This window comes from Paenibacillus sp. JJ-223 (assembly GCF_927798175.1).
Lineage (GTDB): Bacteria > Bacillota > Bacilli > Paenibacillales > Paenibacillaceae > Paenibacillus > Paenibacillus hubeiensis.
Window position 1 is genome coordinate 215,437 of the sequence record NZ_CAKMMP010000006.1, and the last position, 26,185, is coordinate 241,621.

General features: G+C 44.7%; 20 protein-coding genes and 1 pseudogene. 16 read left to right on the plus strand and 5 right to left on the minus strand.

Translation table 11 applies throughout. The features are described 5' to 3' along the window. Window positions 1-72 precede the first annotated feature (72 nt). Window positions 73-831: an SDR family NAD(P)-dependent oxidoreductase gene (locus L6H98_RS13050; RefSeq protein ID WP_236415640.1), complete on the plus strand. Its 759-nt coding sequence runs from the start codon at window positions 73-75 to the stop codon at window positions 829-831. A 65-nt stretch (window positions 832-896) separates the two neighbouring features. Here the strand turns inward: L6H98_RS13050 and L6H98_RS13055 are convergent, their stop codons facing one another. Continuing rightward, window positions 897-1,823 carry a LysR family transcriptional regulator gene (locus L6H98_RS13055; RefSeq protein WP_236415642.1) on the minus strand — a complete coding sequence of 309 codons (927 nt, stop codon included), beginning with the start codon at window positions 1,821-1,823 and terminating at the stop codon, window positions 897-899. Window positions 1,824-2,150: 327 nt separating this feature from the next. On the opposite strand from L6H98_RS13055, the gene L6H98_RS13060 reads away from it, so the two are divergent. Beyond that, a complete protein-coding gene (locus L6H98_RS13060; RefSeq protein WP_236415643.1) occupies window positions 2,151-2,600 on the plus strand; it encodes a GNAT family N-acetyltransferase in 450 nt (149 codons plus the stop codon). A gap of 132 nt (window positions 2,601-2,732) precedes the next feature. Here the strand turns inward: L6H98_RS13060 and L6H98_RS13065 are convergent, their stop codons facing one another. Next, window positions 2,733-3,614, minus strand: a complete 882-nt coding sequence (locus L6H98_RS13065) for an SDR family NAD(P)-dependent oxidoreductase (RefSeq protein WP_236415644.1) — start codon at window positions 3,612-3,614, stop codon at window positions 2,733-2,735. 141 nt (window positions 3,615-3,755) lie between these two features. Here L6H98_RS13065 and L6H98_RS13070 point away from each other — a divergent pair, with 141 nt between their 5' ends. After that, a complete protein-coding gene (locus L6H98_RS13070; RefSeq protein WP_236415645.1) occupies window positions 3,756-4,214 on the plus strand; it encodes a MarR family transcriptional regulator in 459 nt (152 codons plus the stop codon). Window positions 4,215-4,371: 157 nt separating this feature from the next. On the opposite strand, the gene L6H98_RS13075 is transcribed toward L6H98_RS13070, so the two are convergent. Continuing rightward, window positions 4,372-6,639, minus strand: coding sequence for an MFS transporter (locus tag L6H98_RS13075; RefSeq protein WP_236415646.1), 2,268 nt, complete (start codon window positions 6,637-6,639; stop codon window positions 4,372-4,374). Window positions 6,640-7,036: 397 nt separating this feature from the next. On the opposite strand from L6H98_RS13075, the gene L6H98_RS13080 reads away from it, so the two are divergent. The 6 genes and pseudogenes from L6H98_RS13080 to L6H98_RS13105 all read left to right on the plus strand — a co-directional run bounded on the left by L6H98_RS13080 (window position 7,037) and on the right by L6H98_RS13105 (window position 11,923). Next, window positions 7,037-8,029 carry a hypothetical protein gene (locus tag L6H98_RS13080; protein WP_236415647.1) on the plus strand — a complete coding sequence of 331 codons (993 nt, stop codon included), beginning with the start codon at window positions 7,037-7,039 and terminating at the stop codon, window positions 8,027-8,029. 1 nt (window position 8,030) lies between these two features. Beyond that, the gene (locus tag L6H98_RS13085; RefSeq protein ID WP_236415648.1) at window positions 8,031-8,705 is read left to right on the plus strand and encodes a hypothetical protein; all 675 of its coding nucleotides are present in this window, start codon (window positions 8,031-8,033) and stop codon (window positions 8,703-8,705) included. A 336-nt stretch (window positions 8,706-9,041) separates the two neighbouring features. Continuing rightward, window positions 9,042-9,599, plus strand: coding sequence for an XRE family transcriptional regulator (locus tag L6H98_RS13090; RefSeq protein WP_236415649.1), 558 nt, complete (start codon window positions 9,042-9,044; stop codon window positions 9,597-9,599). A gap of 30 nt (window positions 9,600-9,629) precedes the next feature. Then, window positions 9,630-10,109, plus strand: coding sequence for a YbaK/EbsC family protein (locus tag L6H98_RS13095; RefSeq protein ID WP_236415650.1), 480 nt, complete (start codon window positions 9,630-9,632; stop codon window positions 10,107-10,109). A 554-nt stretch (window positions 10,110-10,663) separates the two neighbouring features. Beyond that, window positions 10,664-11,095 carry a DUF2262 domain-containing protein gene (locus L6H98_RS13100; protein ID WP_236415837.1) on the plus strand — a complete coding sequence of 144 codons (432 nt, stop codon included), beginning with the start codon at window positions 10,664-10,666 and terminating at the stop codon, window positions 11,093-11,095. A gap of 164 nt (window positions 11,096-11,259) precedes the next feature. Further along, window positions 11,260-11,923 (plus strand): annotated as a pseudogene (locus L6H98_RS13105) (aldo/keto reductase). Between the two features lie 92 nt (window positions 11,924-12,015). On the opposite strand, the gene L6H98_RS13110 reads toward L6H98_RS13105, so the two are convergent. Beyond that, on the minus strand, window positions 12,016-12,444 hold the full coding sequence (locus tag L6H98_RS13110) for a hypothetical protein (protein WP_236415652.1): 429 nt from the start codon (window positions 12,442-12,444) through the stop codon (window positions 12,016-12,018). Window positions 12,445-12,850: 406 nt separating this feature from the next. Here L6H98_RS13110 and L6H98_RS13115 point away from each other — a divergent pair, with 406 nt between their 5' ends. Both L6H98_RS13115 and L6H98_RS13120 read left to right on the plus strand, forming a co-directional pair. Next, the gene (locus L6H98_RS13115; protein ID WP_236415654.1) at window positions 12,851-16,618 is read left to right on the plus strand and encodes an AAA domain-containing protein; all 3,768 of its coding nucleotides are present in this window, start codon (window positions 12,851-12,853) and stop codon (window positions 16,616-16,618) included. 49 nt (window positions 16,619-16,667) lie between these two features. Then, entirely contained in the window at window positions 16,668-20,753 is a 4,086-nt protein-coding gene (locus L6H98_RS13120; RefSeq protein WP_236415656.1) for a hypothetical protein, read from the plus strand. A gap of 70 nt (window positions 20,754-20,823) precedes the next feature. Here L6H98_RS13120 and L6H98_RS13125 read toward each other — a convergent pair whose 3' ends face one another. Next, the gene (locus L6H98_RS13125) at window positions 20,824-21,039 is read right to left on the minus strand and encodes a helix-turn-helix transcriptional regulator (RefSeq protein WP_192269803.1); all 216 of its coding nucleotides are present in this window, start codon (window positions 21,037-21,039) and stop codon (window positions 20,824-20,826) included. 108 nt (window positions 21,040-21,147) lie between these two features. Between L6H98_RS13125 and L6H98_RS13130 the strand changes: the two genes are divergently transcribed. The 5 genes from L6H98_RS13130 to L6H98_RS13150 all read left to right on the plus strand — a co-directional run bounded on the left by L6H98_RS13130 (window position 21,148) and on the right by L6H98_RS13150 (window position 26,064). Then, entirely contained in the window at window positions 21,148-21,417 is a 270-nt protein-coding gene (locus L6H98_RS13130; protein ID WP_236415658.1) for a hypothetical protein, read from the plus strand. Between the two features lie 197 nt (window positions 21,418-21,614). Continuing rightward, complete coding sequence (locus tag L6H98_RS13135) at window positions 21,615-22,649, plus strand: ROK family protein (protein WP_236415660.1); 1,035 nt, start codon at window positions 21,615-21,617, stop codon at window positions 22,647-22,649. Window positions 22,650-23,056: 407 nt separating this feature from the next. Further along, a complete protein-coding gene (locus L6H98_RS13140; protein ID WP_236415839.1) occupies window positions 23,057-24,256 on the plus strand; it encodes an MFS transporter in 1,200 nt (399 codons plus the stop codon). 222 nt (window positions 24,257-24,478) lie between these two features. Next, entirely contained in the window at window positions 24,479-24,781 is a 303-nt protein-coding gene (locus L6H98_RS13145) for an AbrB/MazE/SpoVT family DNA-binding domain-containing protein (RefSeq protein ID WP_236415662.1), read from the plus strand. A gap of 119 nt (window positions 24,782-24,900) precedes the next feature. Further along, window positions 24,901-26,064, plus strand: coding sequence for an iron-containing alcohol dehydrogenase (locus L6H98_RS13150; protein WP_236415664.1), 1,164 nt, complete (start codon window positions 24,901-24,903; stop codon window positions 26,062-26,064). Window positions 26,065-26,185: the final 121 nt, after the last annotated feature.

A 26,185-nucleotide genomic window follows, 5' to 3' on the forward strand; every position in this document is an offset into this window, starting at 1 on the left:
TTTGTAAAAGGATGAAGGGTTGCCCGTTGCGGGCATGAACACAACATAGATGATAAAAAGGAGTACGGATGCATGCCAGATCATCGATTCATTGGCAAAAAAGTAGTGATTACCGGGGCGGCAGGCGTGTTCGGCCGCTGGATTGCACGTGCTTATGCCGCTGAAGGAGCAAGGCTGTTTTTGACGGATCTACGCGAGGAGCCGTTGCGAAATGCTGCCTCTTCGTTGGAGGCGGTGGAGGTTCATACGCATGCGGCCGACCTTACCGACGAGAGCTCTGCGGACGGGTTGATCGCAGCGGTACAGCAGCATTGGGGGGCGCCCGATATCGTTATCAATAATGCGGGTATCTATCCATATCGGACATTGATGGAGATGGACCTGAAACAATGGAACGAGACGCTGGACCTGAATCTGGCCGCCCCGTTCCTGTTGACCCAGCGTTTTGCCAAACGGATGATCGAGAACGAAGTGCCGGGTTCGTTTATCAACATTAGTTCAGGGGCTGCCAGCACGGCTGGCGTAGGCATGGGCAATTATTCGGTCTCCAAGGTTGGTTTGGAAATGCTGACCAAAACGTTTGCGCTGGAGCTGGCCCCGTACCATATTAGAGTGAACGCGGTAGTTCCCGGTTACGCTCCGGGCAGCGAGGTAAGCGTGATGACGGAAGAGCACACGGAAATGATGATTCGTATTACGCCGCTTGGTCGCACTTCGGGGCCAGATGACGCGCCGCAAGCCATTTTGTATCTGACATCGGAACAGGCCAGCTTTATTACAGGGGCTGTGTTAACGGTGGATGGCGGACGTACGGCAGGGAGACTGAAGTAGGCTGAATTAGGCCGCACTGCCTTCAAGCCCGAACGCTAAAAAACTGCGGCACTGAGCCGCAGCTTTTACTCTGCCCGTGCGATCGGCGCCGGGGGCTGAAATTCGGGAATATGCAAATGGCGTTGCAGCAACGCGGAGCGAATATCCTGCATCAGTTTTGTCCCAGCAGAGCCTATGGGCATGTTGCGTTTGCGCAGAATGCCGACAAGCGGTCCGACGTTTAAATCTGATAGTTTTCTTATCGTTGTACCCGGAATTTCGGGAGCAATCGTTCCCACCGGAGCGATCGTGATCCCCAGTTTCGCTTGCACGTAGTACTTGTGCGATCGGATATTGCTGATTTCAATGGCCTGATAATCGTTTCCGATGTGTTCTTTCAACAGTTGTTCGATGCGGATCCGGATGGGGCAATTGGGAGGCGTGAATAACAGATGGTGGTCCTTCAGGTCTTTAAGACGGACTTCATTCATTTCGGCAAAAGGGTGATCCTCGTATACGAGCAGTGCCATCGGCTCAAACAGCAGCGGGTGAAACTCGGTATCCAGGCTGGCTTCCGGTGAAGGGCAAACGGCGAAATCGAGCTGCTCGTCAATCAAAAGTTCGTTCAGCAGCTTGCTGTCCCCGATGCGAACATTTAGTTTGACTTTGGGATGATGCGCCCTGAAGGCGGAGAGGATGGCTGGCAACCGATGGCTTGCCGTAGGCTCCGAAACGCCTAACCGTACATACCCTGCTTCGCCTTGTTGAATATCCGCAATGGTATGTGTCAGGAAATCGTATTCCCTCAGCAGCATTTCGGCACGCGCATAGAATATTTTCCCCGCTTCCGTCAGCTCGATCTTTTTGCCCCGATGAATCAGTTTGGCGCCGAGATCGGCTTCAAGCTTCTGCATGTGCAGCGTAATCGCTGGCTGAGAATACTGCAGCGCTTCTGCGGCCTGCTGGAAACTGCCCAGCTTCACGATGGTCTGAAAGGTTTTGATCATTCTCATTTCCATGGCATACACCTTTCTTTTTATATCGAGTTTGGATGCATGACGGCATTGTGACGGGCGTTGCTTGTTAAGTAGTATAGCATAGTTTCTCCTGGATTTGGTAAGCTTGTCTGCATGCGTACGGATAGATCGGATTCGTTTCGGAAGGGATGTCCTGGATGCAGATGGCTGTGGAATGTGCACGGCGTAACTTTTAGGCGTTCAGAGACTCTGATATTGACTAAGATAGGTTATACTTAAGCCCAGGAGCCATGAAGTTTCGTTTTGGTGGGCTAAGGGCTTTTTCGTTTTAATGCGAATGGTGGAAAAAGGAGAATGGAATCCATGGATATGCAGGTGAACATGCGATGGGCCGCAAAGGAAGATCAGGACAGGCTCGCCGATCTGCGGGCGGTTGTGTTGTATGACGATTTAAACCGCCTGGGCAGGTATGACGATGTGAACGTGCGCGAGCGGTTCCGAAAGACATTCGATCCTGAGCATACGTGGATCATTGAGGTGGACGGGAATGAGGCCGGATGCGTGGCGCTGAAGCCGAAGGGCGACGATGCGTATTTACTGGAGCATTTCTACATTGATCCTGCGTATCAGGGCAGGCGCATCGGTACACACGTGCTGAAGACATTGCTTGCGAGAGCCGAGGTGCAGGGGCGGATCGTTCATCTGAACGTCCTGCAAGGCAGTCCGGCACGGCGGTTGTACGAACGTTTCGGTTTTGCGGTGGACAGCGAGGATGAGGTGGACGTGTTTATGTCTGTACGGAGTTCTGAATAACGCGGGAGCAGTCAGTTGAAGCTTAGACGCAGCCTTTTGGCAGCTGGCTTCGGATAGACTGAAGGAGGGGCAATGAAGCCCCTTTTTTGTGTTGTCCGGAAGTTCATGAATCATGGCAACTGCTGTACTTGTTTATTTCAAATATCCGCGTTCTGCAAGCAAGGTTTCGGTATCACGCCACAGCTGCTGCTGTAACGCCACGTCCCGGGCAGGGGCGACAGCGTGGATCTCTTTTCCTGTTCCTACATTAAAATAACCTCCAGTGACCTGCCCGTATTTGGGCTCCGTTACCAAGCGCACCATCATATCCGTGCCCCGGCGCGGGTCGCCGATGCGGAGTGCGTTCAGGATGCGTTCGAGCACGGATGCGAACCGGAGTTCACGGCCAAGTCCGGTTACGTTGAAGCCGGGGTTCAGGGCATTCGTCGATATGCCGCTGCCTGCGCATCGGCGCGCCAATTCTGCGGTGAACATAATATTAAGCAGCTTGGTTTTGCCATAGATCGGGGAGGATCCGCGCGCCGTGAAGGGAGATGTGTCGGTCAAATCATCCGGCAAGGTTAGCGTTCCGTGACGGCGCGAAGCTTCGGATGCGACATTGACGATCCGCGCATTCCCGGCATTTCGCAGGGAAGTCAGCAGCGTATGCGTGAGCAGCCATGGCGACAGGTAATTGACGGCCATCATTTCGGGCAATCCTTCGGACGTTGTGCGAGGTTCGAACGCATGGAGTCCGGCATTGTTGAGGAGTACGTCGATTTTCGGGAAAGCCGTGCCGATTTCTTGTCCGATGCGCTGCACGTCCTGCATGGAAGACAAGTCTCCGTAGAAGAATTGAATCTGCGCGGAAGGCACGGTTTCTACAATGAGCTTATGAGTGGCAGCGGCGCGCTCTCGGCTTCGGGCAGTCAATACCAACTGCATGCCGCGTTTGGCCAGTTCAAGGGCGGCGAGCTGACCGAGCCCGCTGGTGGCGCCGGTAATGACAACGATCGGATGATTGGACTTGGACATGAATCATTCTCCTTTGGCGAATAAAATAAAATCCGTCCTCTGATTTTGACAAGAGGCTGCGAGGGGTTATATGATTGATATAAATCAACTATAATGATTAATTGATATTTGTCAATTAAATGAGTGGGAGGAATATTGGAGATGAAGGATTTTCAAGCGGATCTAACTGAACGGGAACGGTTGGAACTCGCGCTCGGAGAGCAGATCCAAGCGTTAATCAGCGCGTCGCATGCACTGCATGTGCAAACGGCGGCACGCTTCGACGCAGCCCTCCAACCTGCGGCATTTCACCTGATTCGCTGGCTGTATTCCCACGGCCGGGCGAGCGCGGCTGCGTTGGCCGAAGCGACGGCCATGGACCGCAGCTCGGTCAGCCGTTTGATCAAACAGCTGGAGCAAGCCGGTTACGTCAGCCGCGAGGTATCGCCGGAAGACCGCCGCGGCGTGCTGCTCTCGCTCACGGAGCAGGGACGGCAGCAGACGATCGAGGCGCTGAAGGAAAAGGAAGATGCGTTTTACGGGCGAATTTCCCATTGGGATGACCAGCGCTTGACTGATTTTACACAGATGCTGAGGGAGTTTAACGGAATGGAGAAATAGAGGGGAGATGAAGCGGCAAAAAAAATCCCATCCGAAACAGAGCATCGCAGCGCTGAAATTCGGAGGGGATCTTTGGTTTAAAACCATCAAGTCGGTTAAAGGACGACGTCCTTTTAGTATAGAATCTTCCTGTTTATTGCAAAGCATCAGGTAGTATCTACGGCTTGGCGTTGCGGATGCCAATGTCCCGGATGAATAGGTTTCCTTTGGCCGTCTGATCGAACACAAAGCTGATTTTGCGGATTCGTTCCGGGTTAAAATTAGAGTTGGTCTTGGCGAACTCGGCCAGGCTGAAGGTATAATTCTGAAAGATCGGCTCCTTGGTTGTCTGAAAGAATGCAAACGGCCGTTTTGCAAGGGACCCTTCGAACATCGGCAGCAGGGGAGAAACGCTGCTTAGCGGCAAACGGCCGGCATTTCCTTGGTCATCTTCAACCAAAACGGTTAGATCGACCAGCGCGTCTGTTCCGTCTTCTGCATCATGATCCGCATTCCCGTTAGCCAGGGAGAACACGATGGAACTCTGCTCGGTCGTTTCGATTCCCCGATCAGGCAAAACGACCCTGTAGGCAGGGACGGAAGAAGCTGTCGCGTGATCCCACTCCAGGGAAACGGCGCTATACTGCTCGACCGTATGGGCCATCTCCATCTTCTGCTCCTTCCATCCCCCAAGCGACTCTCCTTCCAAGCGGCCCCCCGACAACGTGGTCGTCTCAGGATCGCTGTCCTCGTCATAACTGCTGATCGTTGTTGTATTTGCATCCCAATAATTGCTGATATACATCGTCTCGGGCAGCCATTCCCTGGCGTGCCCAAGATCCTGAAACACGGTTTGGTACCCGGCTTGATCCTTCAGCGTGGCTTCCAAAAAAGACGAAATCAGCACCTTTGCCGCCAGTGCTTGCTGCTCCTCGGGAAGAAGCTCGGCCGTATTGAACAGCATGTTTCCCAAGCCGACACCATCGTGTTTGCCCCACTCGTTGTTGAATTGTCCATGGTTGGCTCCGTAGATGTACACATAGGATTTGAAAAATCCGTTGTTACCCGTAAATTGGGTCCGGTGATACTGATTTGCTCCGGCAAACGAAGAGACGTCCATATCGTTTGAACCGTGCAGGGCCAGATAGTTCACGTCTTTCAAGACGATCGGTTGTCCGGCCGGTTGATATTGCCCATCGGTGCCGGCAATCGAAACGATGGAACGGATGTTGAAATGGTAGTCGAACTTGATGTTGGCATCCTCGGGATAGGATGTCATTTCATTGTAAGCCGCCGCCGTGGTGACGGCTTCGCCGCCCCGGGAATGTCCGATCAGCCCGATGCGCTGCATATTCACCTTGCCATAGAACGGATTGCCTTCGGTGGAGTTCCATTTCTCCCATGTCTTGAGATGCTCCAGCATCAGCCATCCCCTGGCGCGATTCTCTCCTTTCAGAACGCTGAACATGAACAGGTCGTTGAATGGAGAAGTGTTCAGGTAGTTTTGATCGATGGAAGCCAGGATGAATCCCCGGCTTGCCAGCAGCTCGCCCAAATAAGCATAACCCGGGTCGGAAGGCTCCGTCGCAAGGTGATTGCCGTGTACGATCAACACCAGCGGGAACGGACCGTCGCCTTCGGGATACCAGACCGTCCCGTTTAACGGCATCGCTTCCGGCCCGAAACCGAACGTTTTTGTGCGTCTCGCCGCCCATTGGTCCACAAAGGCTGAACCGTCGACGGGTTCGGTTATAAGCATGCCTTGTTCTCCGAGATCTTTGCGAGATGTTGGATCGCTTCGGTAGGTTATCGATTTCACGCGGAATTTCCCAGGCTCCGCCGGATTGGATAATGTCGTGCGGTATTGTTCCGCCGATTTGACGGTTTGTAACGGATACGGCACGGTTAGCTCAGCTTTGCCTTCACTCATGAGCCAGTACCCCAGCATGCAGATCAGAATGAGAGCCGCTGCGGCAGCTGCTCCTGCCGTCCGTTTTTTCCAGATCTTAGTTTCCCGATAAGCTCCAGCCTTAAATCGATAGAGCACCGCACCGAGCAGGGAAAAGCAAATAATCATTACTAGAGCAACCAGCAGCGTTAACGGGATGGGACCAAAAAAACTGATCGACAACACACAGAACGAAGCAAGCATGGACCACACATATCGTGAAGGCATTTGTTTTGCCCAATGCAGCAACCCGGCAATGATTCCGGTAATACCCAGGATTACGGTCAAAAACAATGAAGTCCCGATTAAATAGTCCGCAACGCTTCGTGATCCCAAATAGTAGTATCCTTGCACCAATCCATTACATAACGTGACTAAGCTTAATACCGTGATCGCACCTGTCCACCCCGGCCCAAGGGGAGAAACGCGCTTCAGGGGCAATGTCGGCAAGGGTATTTTTTTAACGGAACGCTGGTCGTTTACCCTCTGTTTTTGCATGAAAGTTCACCTTCCTGTTCATGGTCCATTTTCGTTCAAACGATTCGTACGCTGGATACGTTAAGTATACGAAAGGCATCTTTCAACGGACTGTCTTTTTTCTTACTTTAATATTACGTTTAAGGAATTAAAAGGTTGGGGAAAAGTGGAGGATTTATAATATTATTGATAGATATAAACCGCAAAAACATAAACACGTTAACGAAGAGGCAGGACCAATCTGAAGAAGCGAAGCGTTCGCCTTTATCACCGGATTTCCCCTTGAAAAAGGGGATTCAAAAAAATCTGGGGATAACAGCGATCGGAAGATGGTACTGAACTCGCAGTGGCCAAGTGTGATTGATTAATGCGGTTTCTATAGTAACAACGATTATGAAATACAGGGGAGAGATGATGAATGGGGCATCGTGCAAATCTGTTACTGGTTGAACATCATACATATTCACTGTATTACAGTCATTGGGGCGGCATCTCGATGCCGGAAAATTTGTTTTGGGGCCCGGAAGGAGCATTGGAATTCATCAAACGTCAAGAGCCGACGACAGCATGGCTTGATACGGCGTGGGCGGAAGGGGGCGCGCTGATGGATTTGGATCGTCAAGTGCTGCTCTGGTACGGCGGGGAGGACGTGAATTACGAAATTCCGCTGCGCAGGCACCTGATTCGAATGATGAAGCCGCTATGGCCCGGGTGGTCCATTGAATGGGCATCGGCGGGCATTCTGGATCTGGCTGAATATGTCGGCCATCCCACGGATGAATTGACGGGGCGGACCAACAAGCCTGTAGAGCCTGCTGCATTAGCGCCGGAATCGGCGGAAGGCTGGGTGCGAACGATTGCGAGCATCGTTTTTTCGAACGGGGAACTACGATTATATCCGGCACAGTGGGAGATGGAGGAATATTTGCTGCAAGGTCCCGAACTGCTCGAACACTTGGACCAACATGTCGGACGCACGGAACTGGATTTGAAAGAATGGCCGGAGGAGATTCCGGATCAAGGATTTCATCTCGATATCCCAGCCCGAACGATCCATTTGTGGTATGCCCCTGGTCTGGGAGAAGTGATTCGCGAGGTCCGGGAGATTTGGTCAGGCTGGCATGTCGTCGATCTCAAGGACCAATTTGAGGAACATGTTTCTTTGGTACACGGTAAGCTTTGCTTCGTAAACGAGGAACCGGAAAAGCTCACGGAAAGACTATGCCGCTCATTGCTTAGAAACTACACCAGCCCGGTGAACACCATGATGGAAATTGCGCAGCAGCAGGAGGCTGCCGGAAAAAAAATCGAAGTGAATCCACAAGCATTAAAAGACGCCCCACTGGAGATTACGCAAGCGAAAAAAGCACAATTGCTGCAATATGCCATCGCTCGTCTGGGGGATGTGTGAAATGGTAAGCAACCGAGCCTTGAATTCTATTCGAACCCCGATTGGGTCGACCAAAGAACACAAGCTTCGTTCCATCGTTTATGCCACCGTGCTGGGAATCATCATGGGTGTAGCCGCAAAGTTAGTAGACAATGCAAGCATTAACCCCATATTTGATAATATCGGCGGACGCCTGGGGATCTGGGTATTTACGGCGACGCTTTTGTCGGTGTTTAGCTGCTCGCCCAAATGGGCGTCAGCGAACGTTTTTGCGTTTTTTGTTTCCATGCTTGCCGTTTATTACGTGTATACCACGCTGTTTCTGAAATTTTTCCCTGGAAAAGCCATCTTGTTCTGGGGCATATGTGCGTTGATATCTCCAGTCTGTGCGTATGTAATGTGGTATGCGCGTGGAAAAGGGTTCATCTCTGCTGCGATCCTATCGCTTCCCATCACCTTGCTGCTGGCGGAAGGGTATGAATTACGAAACGCATACTTGCCGATTCACACGCATTATTATTTGATCCCATGGCTTTATGCGATATACATATTAATGGTCGTAATCCTGCTGGCTGCCATCCCGAAGAACAAAAGGAATCTGTTGGTTGGTCTATCTTTAGCTATGATATTATGTTGGATATTTGTACAATGGGATGTGTTAGGCCGGATGTTCGGCGGAATGAACGGGGTGTTGTAAGGGAGGATTGTGGACGTTGTTGAAATCGATTCATAGTGCGAAGATGGGCACGGGAGTATAACGTCAGCAAAGAAAGATTTGCGGCGTGCATCGGGCTGTTGAATATTGGGATGAAGTAGGGGGTGAACAGTTTAGCTCACGGGGTCAAGCCCCACGGGCAGAGACGTCTACCCCGGCTACCCATACTAAACCTCCTACGAACAAAAGAGGTCAAACAGTAAAAAACTGGATGACCTCATAATACGAACGGGCAGTTTAGCCCAATACAACGTTTGTAAAACGTACTGTATAATGATATATTTGTATAGTATAATGAACGAAAGGGGATGTTACTTCTTGAATGCTATACACATCAGGATAGGAAACAACCTGCAACGTATTAGAAAACATAGGCAGTTAAGCTTAGATAAGCTTGCTGATTTAACAAAGGTTAGTAAAGGTATGCTTCATCAAATTGAGCGAGGAGAAACGCAGCCCACAGTGACAACCGTGTGGAAAATTGCTACGGGACTCAATATTTCGTTTTCATCTCTACTTAAAGAGGATGAGGCAGTAGTATCCATTGCAACTCGAAAAGAAATTCCAGATTTAACAGAAGACAATGGAAATTGTAGAGTATACTTGCTGTTTCCGTTTGACCCCCAAACACGTATTGAAACGTTTACGATTATTCTTAGTCCTACTTGTAACTATGTTTCACTCCCACACAATGATGGGGTTCAAGAGTACATCACAGTTATCTCTGGAGTGTTTAATCTACAGATTAAGGATGAAATATACGCCTTACAAGAAGGACAGGCTATAAGATTTGCAGGCAATGTTGAACACCGTTATATAAATAAATCGGACGAAGATGTGACGATACAGGTTGTTATGTATTATGCGGAATCTTAATTGCTTGTAATCATTAAGGAGGGATACACGTTGACAAGTCAACTTAAAGATAGTGCACAACAGGTGCAAAACAAACTAATAGAGTTGGGATATGCAAATAAAGTTATAGAACTACCTGACAGTACACGAACTGCACAGGAAGCTGCCGATACGATAGGTTGCGAGGTTGCACATATAGCTAAGTCAATTATCTTTCGACTCAAAAATAACGATAAACCCTTATTGGTGATAGCCAGTGGAGTAAATCGAATTAATGAAAAGCAAATTAACACCCATCTGAATGACAATTTAGGAAAAGCTGACGCTGATTTTGTACGTAAACACACAGGATTTGTTATTGGAGGCGTACCCCCTTTAGGACATAAAGAGCCAATCATCACTCTTATCGATGAAGACTTGTTACAATTTAGAGAGATATGGGCTGCTGCCGGACATCCAAGAGCAGTGTTTCAATTAACACCTGAAGAATTAGTGCAAATGACAAAAGGACGAGTAATCTGTGTTAAATAAATTTGTGTTAACTTTCTGTTATTTCGCTAACGGGAAACGATAGCTCAATAAATTCAAGTGAAGTCAATCGTAATAGTGATTGACTTCTTTGACTTTAAAGATTTCATTTAAACCATAATTTACACTTCCTCTAACTCAAATTGTACATTTTGAAGGTGTTACTTCCTGCAACCGATATTTTTAGTGATTTTTCATTCATAAAGGTCCTGAAACGGGCACTTTTTGCACATTTTCAAAGCGAAATAGGAATGTGTGTATGTAGATGGGTGAATTGAAAGCATAAGCTTGCCAAATGGCAAACTTATGGGTTAAGTCTCATTAATTTCTCCAGTCTGTGCGTATGTGATGTGGTATGCGCGTAGAAAAGGGTTCTGTAATCCTGCTGGCTGCCATCCCGAAGAACAAAACGAATCTGTTGGTTGGTCTATCTCTAGCAATGATATTATGTTGGATATTTGTACAATGGGATGTGTTAGGCCGGATGTTCGGCGGAATGAACGGTGTGTTGTAAGGGAGGATGGTAAACGTTGCTGAAATCGATTCATAGTGTGAAGATGGGCACATTGGTTTACGAAGAAATAAGTGAAGGATACACGCTTCGCGAAGGCACAGTGCACTGGACATTGGATGCGTCCGACAACAAAGTAAACATGCAAGAGATGATACACCGGGCTGAGAAGCTGTACGAGGGATTGTCTGAATTTGATCAACAGGCCAAGGCAAGGATCGCGGGTGAGTTAGTGACGTTCAAAAATGATTTCTGGCCAGAGTACGACGAGGATGACCCAAACCTGGACTGGGATCGGGTTGATGCGGGGGAGTATAACGTCAGCGAAGAAAGATTTGCGTCGTGCATCCGACTGTTGGATATTGTGATGAAGCAGGATTATATTTACTGCGAGTACGACGATGGAGAACTGTTTGGCGGTCACAGAATCCATGCGTATTTTGACAATGACTATAATCTGATCCGTGCGGATATTTAAAACTTGTTATAACGAAAACGGAAGAGTTCAAAACGGCCATCTGAGAGGCGTTCCGGGTGGGTACCGGCATTTCGATACGGCGGCATTTATGGCAACGAAAGATCGCTGGGTGAGGAAATTAGGCAAAGCGGAATCCGAGAGAATAATTTTTCATTACGTGCAAAGTGTGGAACACGAATCATGGTTACGAAGCAACGAAAAGCGCCTTTCAAACGACGATCGATAAATTGGGGGTTGATGTCCTGGACATGTATTTGATTCATTTTGCTTCGCCCAAGTATATCGAGACGTGGAAAGCGATGGAGGAGCTTTAGTTGGCAGGAAAAATCAAGGTCATCGGTATCGCGAACTTCGAGATCGAGCATCAGGAAAACCTGATGAGACACACCAGCATCCCCCCCATGGTCAACCAGATCGAAGCGCACCCGGAATTTCCGCAGTATGAACTGCGCGCTTATATGGATAAACATCATATCCTGCATGAAGCCTGGGGGCCGCTCGGACAAGGCAATAAAACGTTACTCTCCTATCGAACTTCAAAAGATAGCCGATCACCACCACAAAACGGTAGCTCAAATCATCCTGCGCTGGCATCTGGAACGCGGGGTTATCCTGATCCCGAAATCCTCGAATCCAAAGCGGATTAAGGAAAACAGCGAAATCTTCGATTTCTCATTAACGCCCGAGGAAATGGAGCGGATCCCCAAGCTGGATACAGGCACGAGATATTCGATTGATCCGAAGGGATATATTATTAATCCGGTGTTTAATGGGCTGATGAAGTTGTTTGTGAGGTGGGGGAGGAACCTTACAATACTATGGCCATGATATAAAGACTTTAAGTTGACGGTGCACGGGTAAGACGATGGGGAGCACTGAATGAATCAAGTGCCCCTCATTTTTATGAATGATAGATCACTTTATTTTGAGTTTTCAAATTCAATAACGTCAGAGTTTTCTTTCTTCGCAGCAAGTGTTTTTTTCTCATTATTCGGTAATAGCTGCTCAAATGTTACGTTATAAAGTTCTAGCGCTTTTTTCCAATCCCCGGTATTTGTTACCTCAGAAGCTTTAGAAAGAAACTTCTCATAGATCGCATTTTGTTTGTCAGTGGAAGGAACCTCATCATTTTTGAATTGCAATCCTAAGTAAAACATCTTTGTATCCGGATTATATGCATAGTGGGTTGAGGCGACTTCTGCTTCATCTGTTTCAATGTTTAGACTTGATTCTTTCATTGTTATAATCAAGTCATCGAGAGACACCTCGGTTTTCTCATTGCATGATATAAGTAATGCTGAGACCAGGACTATTAGAGTTATTGTAATGACAAAACGTAATTTAATCATTTTTACTCCTCCCATTATTTTAAATTTAACTTTTCTTTAAAGAAAACATAAAAGTTACTCAAGAGGATAAACGTTAACTGCTCTCTGAAAGTTGAATAATAATCATTTCTTTTCTTTTTATTAAGGTATGTTATCTGGCGAAAGTTGCTTCGCAAGGTTTAGCTTGGGGCCTAGACAGGTCAACAATTCAAAGGTTAAGTAAATGTGAAAATGTGAAAATGTGGTAATACAAAGTGGACTTAGATATATGATGATGAAATCCTAAGCACTTAATGTCCTATATTTAACTAATCGTATATAATAAGGATGACGTATAGGATATATGGTTGTTGATGGAGGGGATTAAGTGTTAGATAGCAGGAATGTACTTCGGTACTTCGTTGAATATGAAAAGAGAACAGCTCTGATGGAAAATTCGTTAAGCCAAGTGGAAGGTGAGTTATTTAGTGATGAGATTCTGAGTGATCCCACTAGGCTGGAACAACTTGTTCAGCAAAAGAGGAGGAGGGATATATTTAAGAAAATTACATCGTACCCCGATATTAATGATCATTTGGAAATAGGAAGATACAGGAAAGATGAACTAGACAGTCAGATTGAGCTTGTTGTTTCTGGCAATAAGTCAGTAGAGGAGTTTCTGACATGGCTTTCCTTTAAATATAAGGACAATAGGGCTAATTCAGAAAAGTTCATTAGCAATTTGTTAAATGATGCAATAACGATTTGTTACCCATTATTGAAGAAGACGACGAAAAAAGAGACTTCAACGAAACCATTAATCACTTTTATTGGACGTATTGAAGAGGAGAAGCTGAAAATAGAGCAGTTTTATATCAACCATGAGAGTTTGGGAATTGTGGTTGCCTGGTTAACGAATAATTCTACATTTGAGGTCGGTGAGATTGAGAAAGCAAATTTACTTGAACTAATGAATGCTAATGATTACTCTCAGCAGCAAGATATGCATGAAATCCTCAATATTTTTAGTACGGAACTGAAACGAAAATACCAAAAAGATCTAAATAACTTTAAGAGCTACGAAGGTTGGCAAATGCCTGCCCAAGTCTTTGTTACATTTGAAATGCTGGAGGAAATGAAACGACCAATTTTCCAAAAAGAAATAGAACGTATTCTTGAACTTACGACAGACGAATTTCCACTACCTGAACTTTTAAATACATATTTAACAGGTGGCCAGAATACTACAGCATATATTAAAGAAAATGCCGGGCTTTCTTTTCATTACGGCAGCTATACGGACCAATATCCAATTAACGAAAAACAGTGGCATGTTATTGAAGCGATCAATGACCACTCTCTACTTTCAGTGAACGGACCACCGGGGACTGGGAAAAGTACATTACTCAAAGAAGTATTCGCAGATAACATGGTGATGAAGGCAAAGACTTTGACTGATCTTTGGGAAAAGCCGTGGGAGAAGATTAAAGAGAGAGGCAAAGAGTTGTATCGGATTCCTTTCGAAGTAGACAACAGAACATTCTCCATGGTGCTCACAAGTACCAACAATAAAGCTGTAGATAATATCGGTCTGGAATTGCTCAAAGAAGTGTCTTACTTTACAGATTTTTTAAAACAGAAGACAGAGGGAGAGGAAACAAAAGGATTCTTCTGTGCAAGGTTAGGCAACGCTACTAATAAAATGGCTTTCACGACAGAGTTTGTTCCGGAGTTTATTGAAGGGTTGGAAGAAGCTAAGACTCAGAACATGGATGAGACAGCAAAAGGGCAATTTATTGCTGCTTATCAAGAATTGGAACACATACATAAGGATATTGAGAAGTGGGCCGCAGCGAAGGAGGAATTAATTCGTTTTTATGCCAGTCAAGGCCGAGTATTGAACGATCCTGCAACTGATCTGTCTTCGTATCAATTGGAATTAGAAATTAAGAGTGGTCAACTGAATACCATTAAAAATTCTATTCTGTCTCTAAAGAGTGTCATTCATGAACGAAAACAAAAAATTAGAGACTTGGAAGTTCAAATAGAATCTACAGTATTGGACCTCTCAGAATATACAGAGTTGATCAAAGAAGGCTACGACACGTTGGAGAAGTTTCGAGCCTGGAAAAAGAACGCTTGGCTGAAATGGCTTTTACCAAAAAGGAAAGCATTTTTCATACAATATCCTTCCGAGAATTATATTGAGAATCGTCTAATAAAGAAGAAAGAAAACGAAGAAGAGGAACTGAGAGCGACACTGCTTCTTAAGCGATCTGAGCAAGATCATCAGAGAGCAGAGATAGTAATTCTGAAGGACAACCTGCACGAACTGGAGCAACAGCAAACAAACTGTAATGAAGCCATCCAGTTTATTGGTCAGTTCATAGGAAAACTTGAAACATTTTTATCGTTGGACAAAGAGATTGCTGTTAAGTGGGGATTCGAGGATATTTCCCAATATAACGCATTTGCTTTTGCATCTGATCGAGTTGTTCTGGAAAAAAGGTATGAACTCTTTCAGCACTCACTGAGAGTAACAGAGCAATACGTGAAGTTACATGCGGAAGAAGTTTTGCACAATCTTAAAATGGTCTGTCAGGGGATGTGGTTTCAACCATTTTATAGTGAAGGAAATAAGCGGGATCAGGAATTTAATAAAGGCATCAGGGCCCTATGGAACACGGTTTTCTTATGTTTTCCTGTAGTTACATCAACTCTTCATTCGTTTGGAGAACGAACATTTCAATTATTACCAGGACTTATCGATACACTGCTTGTGGATGAAGCAGGTCAGATTATGCCGCATTATTTAAGTAGTCCTCTTTATAGATCTCAGAGAGCGGTTATTGTAGGAGATATTGAACAATTAGAACCCGTAAGGCTTTTGAAAACCAATGTAGTTGAAGAAATACCAGGAATCCCAGAGGAACATCATGAGCAAATATGTGTACAGCGCAATAGTGCGCAGAGTTACATTGACCGGAATTCAGATATTTACGAGTGGGATCATAGAGGTAAAAGAAAAGGATTAATTCTTACTGAACATCGCAGATGCGAAAAAAGTATCATGGAGTTTTCTAATCAACATGTATATGGGGGAATTCTGACCATTGTTAATCAGGACAATCATGATAAATTGTTTGGTAATAATCTCGTTGCGATTGATGTGAGGGGCTTAAAGAACATTAGGACACATACTAATATGTCTGAAATTAAAGTATGTCAGAGATTGGTTGATATTTATGTAGAGCAAAAGGGGATGAGTAAGAAGGACATAGGTATCATCACACCTTTCACGAAGCAAAAGGATAAGCTGCAAAAGGAAATTCCCGGTGTAGATATAGGAACGGTTCATGCGTTTCAAGGGCAGGAAAAGAAGATTATTATTTTTAGCTCGGTCATTGATAATTCGAAGCAAACGGGGATTGCCTCATTTGTTGGTGGAAGCACTAATCTGCTGAATGTTGCTCTATCTCGAGCCAAAGAACAGTTTGTTTTGGTAGGTAACATGGAAGTGATCTCTGAGCTCAAACAGAACCATCTAAAGAATGTGTTCGAGATTATTCAGAAAAGTGGAGTGTGTATAAGTCCGCTAGAAGAGAGCTTCCATACGATTGCTGAGGATATGGATGCGATGGCATTCAGTCTATATATCGATTCTTCAGAAGGCTCTCAAGAGTTGCTTGATCCGTTCTCTGTATACCTTCGTGAACATCTACCTGAGCGTCTCATTCTCAATCCAAGAGATCATTACTTGTTGCTGATGGAAGCTTTACGGCATGCAAACAAGTCGATAGTCATTTTTTCACCTTGGATTATGTCGTATATAGTCAATGACGAATTTGTTAGTTTAGTTCAAGCCGCGATGAGTAGACAGGTGGAAGTAAGAATTGGGTTTGGATATCAAGGTGGGAAAGGAATTGATCTTGGCAATATTCCTGGAATTGTGAAAAGGGATAATTCATATGGGGATTATGATAAAAACGTCAAGTCTGTTTCAACTCTTAAAGAAGTTATGGGAGAGTCGCTTAAATACATCCCTCCTATTCATTCTAAGATTTTGCTGGTTGATGATCGTTATCTCTTCCTAGGATCACATAACTGGCTTTCTAAGCTTGGCAAGCATAAACGAGACGAAATTAGTTGTTTGGTGACAGAAGATCGAATGATTAAGTATTTGCAGGAAAGATATATTCAGGAAAAGTTGAAATAGGACTCGAATTAATGTTGCTTTTTTAATTCGATCACAGGGAGGCGGTAACATGAAAGTGACTGAAGGAAGTGGAATATTTTCTAAATCAGACATAGGAGCACAGGCAGCTTGGAAAGGATTTTCTTCACAAACATTATATATTGCCTCTCGATTAATGTCTGATACTCACAACCATGATTTTTTCCCTGAAGATATTGAAGATTTAGTTATAAAAAATGAAGGGAAAATAATAGAGGCAATACAAATTAAAAATATTTCATCGGACTTAACTCTCTCATCTTTAGCTTCCGCGAAATCTTCTGTCGGAGGAGAAGGTTTTTATAAAAGAGTGTGTAGCATACACGAAGTAGATAATTCATTTTCAAAAGTAAGAGTTATTTATTTTAATAATTTAGGAGAGGAATTAAAAGGGTTAATTGATGGAGAAATTAGTTGTAAAAAATCAGTGCTGAAAAAATTAACTGAAAATCACGAGCTTACACTAGAATCTGCGGAATGGTTAATCTCATCTTTAGTTTTTGAAAAAGTAAATATTGAAGATCTTCAAGAACAGATATTAAAACAGTTAAAAGACTTTGTGCCAGTGATGGCAGCTCCTGATCTTGCTTATTCATTGCTCATCCAATATGTTTCTGATCTTTCTAATAAAAAAGGAAGTACTAGCCTCAAGTTATGGGAGGAGCAAATACATCAAATTGGAAGAGATATTTCAGCAATAGACGGTTACTACAAAGAATATAACAATTCCTTGATAAGACTATGCGATATCGCTACAGACAAAAGTTACAATAAGCTTAAAGATGAGTTTGATCAAGGAATATCTGCACATCCATCTCATGTACGTAATGGGCTTGATTTAAGTAGACGAACTTGGATTGACAAGATTAATCATAAAATTGAAGATAACAAAGCAGTAATCATAAGAGGGGTATCTGGACAGGGTAAAACAACTCTTTGTTATCGTTATCTACTTGATCATTATCCAGAACAATTAATTTTCTGCATTCGCTCAATCTCTTCTATTAGACAAGCAGAAAATTTAGCTAATGCTTTAAAAGGTATCACTAAACACACTGGAAATCTAATTGTATACATCGATGTCCATCCAGGGGAACAACAATGGATAATCCTAATACAGGAACTACAGGCACGTGGCATTGCTGTTCCGGTGTTAGTTTCTATACGTGAAGAGGACTTTAGAATGACTCGTATTGATTCTAGTTCTGTAAGTATTGAAATTATTGATTTAGACCTAACTAAACAAGAAGCGATGTCAATCTATCAGACAATTATAGATTCATCGCCACATGCTTATTTTCGAAGTTTCGAAGAAGCTTGGGCAAGATTTGGTGAAAATGGCCCATTAATAGAATTTGTTTACTTACTTACGAACAATCAAACATTGAAACAAAGGTTAAGAGCACAAATTGAAAATCTTTTAAGAGAAGGGCATCCTGACTCGTGGTTTTTATTATTACAACTTGTTAGCTTTGCAGGGAGAATTGGTTGTCCTCTTTATCTTGAACATGCGAAAAAAGTTGTTGGCATCAATAATATATTCTCTGCAATCCAACGTTTTAGTAATGAGTACTTGATAAAATCTTCAGATGATGGTTTGTTTTTGGAATCCCTTCATCCACAGAGAGCGCTCATTGTTTCGGAGATTATTTATGAAATTATTGGAGAGGATTCCTTCGAGCTTCTATTGTTAACTCTGGATTGCCTAGATAGTAAATATTATCAATATATCATGATGGATTTTTTCTCTAAACATTCTTATTCTAAAGAGATAGTCACTTTAATCTCTTTCAAAGGGCAAAAGGACTGGATAGCTTGTGCAGGTTTAATTAAAACGATGTTATGGCTTGATGTTAAGCGGTATGTTGAAGCTAATATAGAAGTGATTCAAGAAATTAAAAATAAATATGGAATTGGTTGGTTGAAATATATGCCTGTAGATATTTCAGGATACATGCGACCTAACGAATTTATTATTGAAAGACTTAATGGAGAGAAATCAAGAGAAGAGGTTGAGACAATAAAGAACTCATTGACCTCTCTACAGATTGATTATGAAGCTACAGATTCATTAATTCTCAATTTGAAACTTCCTTTAAACATGCCGATGCATGATAAAGAATGGTCACAATTAGGATATTCTTTATTTTGGTTGGCAAAGCGTGGTAAAAAGATAGAGATTCCTTTCTCAGTTGATGAAATTATTGATGAAATGTTAACTGGCGATGTTAAGTCAAAGGCGGACGCTTTAAGAGGACTTCATGAGATAATTAATGAAGAACTGTATATTTCAGCAAGGAATGTATTGTCTTCAAGAATAATTAAAGAATACTGTGTAATAAACCTAGATATTTCTGATTCAGACATACAGTGCTATTTTATCCCTCCTGTTTTTAATGATTATTATAAGGTAGGAAATTCAAACTCTTCTGAAACAAATTTTAACTTCTATTGGAGAAATAAGATGACAGCTTTGCTTGATCAGATATTTCCTGATAGGGAAAATATAGGGGTTAAGTTGATTGGAACTGATTTATTGCGTGATATAGGCATTGATGCATATAATAGCGAGTCTAAAATTAATAAAAAAAATCGTCCAGATCTATGGATTATGGAACTTAATGCCTGGGAACAGACGCGAATAGAGTATTTAGATCGACCCGATACATGGACACAATATGTAATGCAGGTAGACCATAGACGAAAAAATTCAAAGAAACTTATTTATTTTACCATTGACTATATTGATTTCATCTACAAGAAGAAACGACACGACAATGTACGTTGGGACAGAGTAATAGAGACTGCAAAAGAGTTTAAATATGCAATGAACAAAGAAATTTTACTGCCAAAAACTGCGGTTGATCCTTATTGTCTTATTAGAGAGAAAATGAACAGTGACTTTAATACTGGGAATATTGATATTTTAAATAAAGTAGGTATTGCCTCAGACTCTCTAGAAACCTCAATTCATCAGTACATTAATTTTGAAAAAGCATTTGCTGAAACATATAGAAAATTAGAGTGGTTTTATGATCAAATTGCAGATGTAATAATAGCAAGGTTACAAGGAGCTCGTTTAGATCATATTAAAAATTCCCGTTTAGCACTTTTCACTTTGTTTGGTGCTGTAAAATCATTAACAAGAATGCAAAAAGAATATGAATCACTGTTTAAAGAATACAGCACTATTGAAACAGTTTTTGTTACTGAAGAAACTGAAGAAATGCTTACTCTACTAAATATGTGGTCACATGTTCTTAATTATCCTATAAAAGGCGTTTCTATAGCCTACAATGCTAGAGAAATGTATAAAAAATCGAATGATAGAATTGAAAGAGCTTATGAATTAGCATCTGAGAGAATTGGAGGAAAAACAGTAACCGTAAATGGAGATATATATGTTCTTAGCAAGATTGAAGATTTAATGGATTCTTATGTTATAGAGGATGAATATGTAAAAATAGTTCTTAAGTTTCGTGAGGCTTTTAAATCAGCAATACCATATAACAGTTATAGATGGATATTGGAAACAAAATCACTAAACATGATTTACGTACCTATTTTTAAAGATGTACCACTGCTAAGTGGTTATACCATACCGCTACATCGATTACTTGATGCGGATGAAGCGGTGATTTCAAAGCCACTATTTCCGACTAGCTTACCAAAGGAATTGTTTTCATATTTGGATCTTGATGTTGTAGAGTTTGAAAAGTGGAGGTTGGCTTCAGGTAATCTAGGTCTTATTAGGATGCTAATTACTCAATATAATGATGTTATTCAAACGGCATCAGCTTCGAATAAATTATGTGGAGAAGGTATAGCAAAATATATAGAAATATTCAGTGCTCAATTTTCACAGATGTTAACGGAATTCTTAAATAATGTTACTCCTTCTTTTAAATTGCTTGAGTTAGTAGTAGATGCAGAGGTCGTTGAACTGGCTGGAGTTATTCAGAATGCTTTATATGAAATAGGCGGAATTTACGAATCTTTATCTGAACTTAAGACGGTAGTAGGCTTTGAAAGAATTATTGATTCCATTATTGTTTGTATGATACTTTTACAGTCCCACATAATTAGAGGGAGCAACGTTAATAGCATTATAGAATAATACCTCTTTTATCTACAATATAATTAAGTTGTATTAACTAACCCGAGGGATATCAGAAATGTTTCATCAATCAGACATCCCGAATCTCAATAATCTCCCTAATATCATCAATATCCAGCGCCTCAGCGATCCGCTCAATATGAGCAAAGTTGATATTCTCTCGTTTCCCAGACTGCAACTCACTCAACGCAGCATGGCGAATATCTGATAATCGGGCCAGTTCGCGAAGAGAGATGTTATGTTTTTCCGTTAGTTTGTGGATATTGACAACCACTTTCTTTGCCATGATAATCACTCCTGAAATTTCCATATGGACTTGACGTTACGCATGAGCGTACCATATACTTTTTGTATATCTGGTACTCTTATGCGTACCAATTTTAGGAGTGGTAACATGACAGCTACCAACATTGAAGCACTAACCGTAGAGTACACAAAGCTAATCGAGCGAGAAGATGAAGCCTTAAACGAACTTACAAGGTGTCGCAAACTCATCTCGGACGCGATGGACATCATTGCCAAGCAGGCTGGAGTACTTGAAATGGACACCGTGAAGCAAGCTGCTTACCATCTGCACTCCATGGAACAGGAACTGAACCGAAAATTGTTCGAGATTCGACTAGAGAAAAGCATGCTGGCGTATCGCATCAGTCACTCTACATAACGCGAAACCCACAAGGGACAGTGCGGGATCATGGTTTTACGATCTTGCACTGTCTTTTTCCATCACATCATAGCTACTTTAAATTTCAACTGAAGCATTGACTTTCCGCCCGACTCCACCTAAACTTCACTTATTAAAACTCTTTTAAAATAATCAACCGTGAAATCCAACATCGCGAAAGGAGGCTTGACACCGCCTTGAACCCGACAGCACACAATACGCAGCAGGTCAAACGAATCAACGTGGAGCTGGTAAAAAATACGCTGCGCACCATCCGCGTTGGCACGAAGGCGTCTATCGCGAATCTAACGAAACTCAGTGTCGCGACGTGTGGCACGATTCTGAACGAATTGCTCCAGACCGGGGAGATTATCGACCTTGGACCGGACGAATCAAGCGGGGGCAGACCCGCGAGCCGGTATCAGTTCAATGCGGATTACGCCAGCGTATTGTCCCTCATCGTTCGCATCGTAAATGGGGAGCGCTCGATCGTGGCGGTTAACGCCAACCTGAATGGCGAGGTACTGGATGAGCAGACGCTTCTGTACGATGAGATTACCCTCGTTACGATGGAGAAACTGGTTGCGGAGCTTGTTGACCGGTATCATAACGTGCAGGCGATCGGGATCGGTATTCCCGGCGTGGCGCATCATGGGGTGATCGGCATCTGCGACGTACCGGAGCTGGCGGAGCAGCCGCTTGGTCCGCGGCTCAAGGAGCAGTACGAGGACGTGGAAGTGGTCGTGGGCAACGACATGAACCTGACGGTGTACGGGCTGTACACTGAGCAGCATTTTGCCGAGGAAAAAAACTTTGCCGTGCTGTCGTTTTCCCCGAATTATTTTCCGGGTGCGGGCTTTATGATCGAAGGTCATCCTTTATCCGGCAACACCCATTTCGGGGGTGAAATTTCGTATCTGCCGTTTGGCATGACGCGGGAAAAACAGCTTGAAATGCTGAAAACGCCCGCAGGGCTGCTGCAATTGGTCGTGCACTCAATGGTCTCGATCATCGCGATTATCAATCCCGCGGCCATCGTCATCACGGGAGACGCCGTCGAGCCGGACATGCACGATGCCATTATTGAACGCTGTCTCGATACAATTCCGCAGGAGCATATGCCGAAGCTGCTCATTCACCAGGATACCCGGCGCGAATATGTAAATGGCCTTGTGGCGGTGACGCTGGAGAGCCTGACTTACCGAATCGAACGGGTCGAGAAACGCTGGTAAAGGGAAGCCGTGAACAAGTAAAGACGACCCGAGAAATAAGCAGGCGAGTAATTTTCAAACGAATGACGATTGCTGATAAAAGGGCTGAACCAACCCGAGCGAAGGATGCAAAAGCTGTCATTTTGTCCTGCATATGCGCTGGAAGAAAGCAGTACCAAGGAAGAAACGTTTGCTCCGGCTTACCTGAGTGATCTCCAGCAGTACCGCTTTCCCTCGCTCGGGGCATTATTCCGAAAACGAATTCGGAACGTTATCATCCCGTTTTGGCACGACCAGACACAATTTATATTAGGAAAAGTAAAGCTTGGTGTCCGCAGCACCATTTTTGATCTTTGGATCGGATTACAGGAGGACCTATTTTGAATCAGCGAGCGACGACGAAAAAGAAATTCAACAAGTTATATGCCATGCAGCTGGCAACGATCTTTCTAGGTTTTATCGTGTTTGGCATCTCGGAGAATATTAAAGGTCCCGCGATTCCGCGCATTCAATTCGACTTTAACCTGGATGAGAAACAGCTTGGGACGTTGTTGTCCCTGAACGCGCTCGGATATCTCATTGCCTGCTCGTTCACCGCGATTTTGGTGCGCAAATGGGGCATCAAGGCCGTTAGCATTATCTCTTTTGCCTCGATGATTTTGTCGGGCGTATTCATTTATTTGTCTCATACGTATCCACTTTTTGCTTCATCCTATTTTTTCATGTACATCGGAAACGGCATGCTGGAGATTGCACTTGCGATTCTGGGGGCACGGATTTTCGTAAAAAATACGGGCATGATGATGAACTTGTCCCATTTCTTCTATGGGGCCAGTTCGACGATTGCACCACTGCTCGCCACAGGCGTGATGTCGCTCACGGTGTTTGGACACCAGCTCGACTGGCGCGGCATGTACCTCGTCATGTTGGCGCTCTGTTTGCTGCCGATCATTGCTGCGCTGCGCAGTACGTTTCCGGGCGACGATCTGGCGCATGAGGACCGTATTTCCCTCAAAATGCTGACGCGTGATCCTGCACTCTGGATGATGGTCGCCATTCTGTCCTTCGGCGTTGTATCCGAGCTTGCGGTAGGCGGCTGGCTGGTCAACTTCCTGGAGAAAGCGTACGCGTGGGATACAGTCAAAGCCTCAGGCATGTTGTCGGCGTTTTTCCTCACATTCTCACTCGGGCGGCTGCTGCTTGGTCCGCTGACGGACCGCATCGGGTTTGTGCTGTCGCTCATCCTGTTCTCTGCGTTCTCGGCGGTGTGTACGTTCGCAGCGATTGGGGGCGGAGAAAGTCTGGCGTTCCTGTTCGCCGTATCCGGCGCAGGCATTGCGATGATCTATCCGACGGTCATGGCCTTCATTGCCAAAAGGTACCCCAAAGGCAGCGACACAGCGATTACGTTTACGGTCACGCTGATGGGCGTGGGCAGCGTCATCGGCAACTACGTGATCGGCTGGGTCATCGAAGGTGTGAAGGGTTTCTACGGTCAGACAACTGAAACCGGCCTGCTGCGCGGACTTCAGGCAGGATACGGGTTCATCGGACTATGCGCAGCGATTTGCGCGGTATCCGGCGTCGCGTTGTATGTATACCTGAAGCGCAAGCAGGAACTTATCTAGGAAATTTATTTACGCAGCAGATGCCACAGCATCGAAGTTGCTAAAAGCGAAACAGCATCCCTGTCGTGAAAACACGTGCAGGGATGTTTTTGTTTTTCAAAATAACGATGGACAAACGAGTCTCCGATGATATTCTTTCCATTAATAAGGGCAAAACGAACCATCTTCATTATCCTCTATGTAGATCATATGGATATTCAATTGTGGTGAGGAGGAGTATAATTGGAACAACAATCCAAAGAGAGGTGTGAAAAGGTCATGACGACAGTCACACTCAGCAAGTGGGGGAATAGCAGTGCCATTCGGATTCCCAATCAACTGCTTAAACGTCTTAATCTGGAGGAAGGTTCGGAGATTGAAATACGCGTTACGGAAAATAATGAATTGTTGCTGCGTCCCAAAACTAGACCTTCTGAATCCAATAAAGAGTTGCGTGCACACCTCAAAAATTTGCTTTCAAGAGTGAAAGAAGATCAGCGTCATGATGAAATCGATGTCGGCACGGAGGGTGCTGAATCGCTGTGAGTATTCCCAAGCGTTGCAATCGGATCAGGCTTGATAAACCTATATTTGTTTTTACATATAAAGAGAACTATAATAGTTGTTCCACAAAAATTCAGACTTCTTTGGAGGAAACAAACGTTATGAGATCTTTTCAGTATTATAATCCGACCCGGCTGATTTTCGGCCAAGGACAGCTTCAGGCATTGCAAACGGAAGTACCCAAATACGGAAAACGTATTTTGCTTGTATATGGCGGCGGGAGCATCAAACGCAGCGGGCTGTATGATCAGGTGATCGCCCAATTGAACGAAATCGGCGCAGAAGTGACCGAACTGGCAGGCGTCGAACCGAATCCGCGCCTATCTACGGTCCACAAAGGCGTGGAGTTATGCCGAACGCACCAGATCGAATTGGTGCTCGCGGTTGGCGGAGGCAGCGTGCTCGACTGCGGCAAAGCGATCGCGGTAGGGGCCAAATACGAGGGAGATATGTGGGATGTCGTTGTGCGAGAGGCCACACCGCAAGGCGGACTTCCGCTCGGAACGGTGCTGACGATGGCTGCAACGGGATCCGAGATGAACAACGGTTCGGTCATCACCAATGAGAATACGCAGGAAAAATGGGCCTGGTTCAGCGAATATTCCTATCCCGCGTTTTCGATCCTCGATCCGGTACATACGTATACCGTTCCTTTGGATCAGACCGTCTACGGCATGGTAGACATGATGTCGCACGTCTTCGAGCATTATTTCCATCCGGACACCAACACGCCGGTTCAACTCGGATTCTGCGAGACGATTCTCCGGACGGTGATTGATACGGCGCCTTTGCTCATTAAAGATCTGGAAAACTATGAACTTCGCGAAACCATTCTCTACTGTGGAACGATGGCACTGAACGATGTACTGAACATGGGTCTTGCCGGGGATTGGGCAACGCACAATATCGAACACGCGGTGTCGGCCGTGTATGACATTCCCCATGGCGGCGGACTGGCTATCCTTTTCCCGCACTGGATGAAGCATAATCTCGATGTCAATGTAGAGCGATTCAAACGACTCGCCGTAAACGTGTTTGGCGTATCCACGGAAGGCAAATCGGACAAACAGGTTGCCGAAGAAGGCATTGAAGCGCTGCGCAGCTTCTGGACTTCGATCGGAGCTCCCAGCCGCTTGGCCGATTACGACATTGATGGCAGCCAGATTGATGCGATGGCCGATAAAGCCATGCGTTTTGGACCATTCGGCTTTTTCAACCAATTGCAGCGCGAAGATGTCATCTCCATATACCAAGCTTCGCTTTAAGAAAAAATTCTGCGCCGGTCCTTGCCGCAAAGGCCGGTACAAACCAGGCACCGCATATCCCTTTGAACGAGGGATGGCGGTGCATTTTGTTTTGAACGATCGGGACATTCCAACTTTACAG

Excerpts from the sequence above, each read along its gene's own strand:
- L6H98_RS13080 (WP_236415647.1), top strand. The coding sequence starts at position 7,037 with ATGGGGCATCGTGCAAATCTGTTACTGGTTGAACATCATACATATTCA.
- L6H98_RS13130 (WP_236415658.1), top strand. The coding sequence starts at position 21,148 with ATGACAGCTACCAACATTGAAGCACTAACCGTAGAGTACACAAAGCTA.
- L6H98_RS13100 (WP_236415837.1), top strand. The coding sequence starts at position 10,664 with ATGGGCACATTGGTTTACGAAGAAATAAGTGAAGGATACACGCTTCGC.
- L6H98_RS13125 (WP_192269803.1), bottom strand. The coding sequence starts at position 21,039 with ATGGCAAAGAAAGTGGTTGTCAATATCCACAAACTAACGGAAAAACAT.
- L6H98_RS13120 (WP_236415656.1), top strand. The coding sequence starts at position 16,668 with ATGAAAGTGACTGAAGGAAGTGGAATATTTTCTAAATCAGACATAGGA.
- L6H98_RS13060 (WP_236415643.1), top strand. The coding sequence starts at position 2,151 with ATGGATATGCAGGTGAACATGCGATGGGCCGCAAAGGAAGATCAGGAC.
- L6H98_RS13110 (WP_236415652.1), bottom strand. The coding sequence starts at position 12,444 with ATGATTAAATTACGTTTTGTCATTACAATAACTCTAATAGTCCTGGTC.
- L6H98_RS13075 (WP_236415646.1), bottom strand. The coding sequence starts at position 6,639 with ATGCAAAAACAGAGGGTAAACGACCAGCGTTCCGTTAAAAAAATACCC.
- L6H98_RS13140 (WP_236415839.1), top strand. The coding sequence starts at position 23,057 with ATGCAGCTGGCAACGATCTTTCTAGGTTTTATCGTGTTTGGCATCTCG.
- L6H98_RS13050 (WP_236415640.1), top strand. The coding sequence starts at position 73 with ATGCCAGATCATCGATTCATTGGCAAAAAAGTAGTGATTACCGGGGCG.
- L6H98_RS13150 (WP_236415664.1), top strand. The coding sequence starts at position 24,901 with ATGAGATCTTTTCAGTATTATAATCCGACCCGGCTGATTTTCGGCCAA.
- L6H98_RS13085 (WP_236415648.1), top strand. The coding sequence starts at position 8,031 with ATGGTAAGCAACCGAGCCTTGAATTCTATTCGAACCCCGATTGGGTCG.
- L6H98_RS13065 (WP_236415644.1), bottom strand. The coding sequence starts at position 3,614 with ATGTCCAAGTCCAATCATCCGATCGTTGTCATTACCGGCGCCACCAGC.
- L6H98_RS13070 (WP_236415645.1), top strand. The coding sequence starts at position 3,756 with ATGAAGGATTTTCAAGCGGATCTAACTGAACGGGAACGGTTGGAACTC.
- L6H98_RS13115 (WP_236415654.1), top strand. The coding sequence starts at position 12,851 with ATGGAAAATTCGTTAAGCCAAGTGGAAGGTGAGTTATTTAGTGATGAG.
- L6H98_RS13055 (WP_236415642.1), bottom strand. The coding sequence starts at position 1,823 with ATGAGAATGATCAAAACCTTTCAGACCATCGTGAAGCTGGGCAGTTTC.